General features: G+C 70.7%; 1 protein-coding gene. It reads right to left on the reverse strand.

The window, feature by feature from the left end; genetic code table 11:
- Nucleotides 1-912, reverse strand: a 912-nt coding sequence (locus tag G6018_RS13625; protein ID WP_182639897.1) for a UvrD-helicase domain-containing protein, incomplete at its 3' end; no start/stop codon positions are given.
- Nucleotides 913-1,222 lie beyond the last annotated feature (310 nt).

The following is a 1,222-nucleotide window of genomic DNA, read 5'->3' on the forward strand; positions in this document are numbered from 1 at the left end:
GGCGAACTGGCGGGCGCGGACGGCGGCCTTGAGGATGTCGACCATGTCCGCCGAGCCCTTGACCTCCTCGCCGCGGAGAGTCTCCGAACCGGTGGCACGGACCCCGGGGTAGAGGTCGGCGAGTGTGCGCAGGACGACTCCCGACTCGCCGAGCGACGGCAGGACGCGTGCGATGTAGTCGAGGAACCGCGCGTTGGGCCCCACGATGAGCACTCCGCTGCGGTCGAGCCTCCGGCGGTGCGTGTAGAGCAGATAGGCCGCACGGTGAAGGGCCACGGCGGTCTTCCCCGTCCCCGGCCCGCCCTGGACCACCAGGACACCGGCGTGGGGGTTGCGGATGATCTCGTCCTGCTCGCGTTGGATGGTCGCGACGATGTCCGTCATGTGAGCGGAGCGCGCGCTGTCCAGGGCTTCGAGCAGGGCGGATTCCCCCACGACGTCGTCGTGGTCCTCCGGCACCTCACCGTCGACCGGTGCGGTGAGGTACTCGTCGTGGACCCCGATGACCCTCCTGCCGATCGTGCGGAGATGACGACGACGGTGTGCGCCCTCGGGGCGGGCGGTGGTGGCCAGATAGAACGGGCGGCTGTGGTCCGCGCGCCAGTCCAGCAGGAGCGGGGTGAGGTCCTCGTCGTCGTCCCTCAGTCCCACGCGCCCGATCCTCCGGACCTCTCCGTCCTCCATGTCCAGCCGACCGAAGTACAGGCCCAGGTTGGCGGCGTTGAACGCCGCCAACTCAGACGAATAGAGCCGCGCGAACGACTCCCGCTCCGATCGCGCCTGAGGAGTTCCCCCCGTGCCCCGGAGGACGGCGTCGAGGCGGGCCCGGGTGTCGGCCCGGAGTTCCTCGAGACGATCGAGGAGACGGCCGAGGTGGCGCTGTTCCTCGTCGACGGCGTCGTATCCCGTCATGCGCGCTCCTCTCGGGTGGGGACTGCGCATCGGGTGGGTGTACCGCGCAGTGCAGGACAACCAGGCTACCGGGTCTCGCGCAGGGCCCACCGACGCCGACGACCCCGCCCGTGGGGGCGGGGTCGTCGACTTCCGGTGCGCGGGCACCGGGGGAGCGGATCGTCAGGGCCGGATGGCGGCCGCGGCCTTGCTCCGGGCGCGGTCACTCGTCTTCTTGGCGGTGGTGACCTTCTTGCGGGCGTCCTTCCGGGCCTTCTTCTTGGCCGACTCGACGGACTTGCGGAGGTCCTTGGTGTCCACCTTGTCGGCG

The organism is Dietzia sp. DQ11-44, assembly GCF_014145205.1.
Lineage (GTDB): Bacteria > Actinomycetota > Actinomycetes > Mycobacteriales > Mycobacteriaceae > Dietzia > Dietzia natronolimnaea.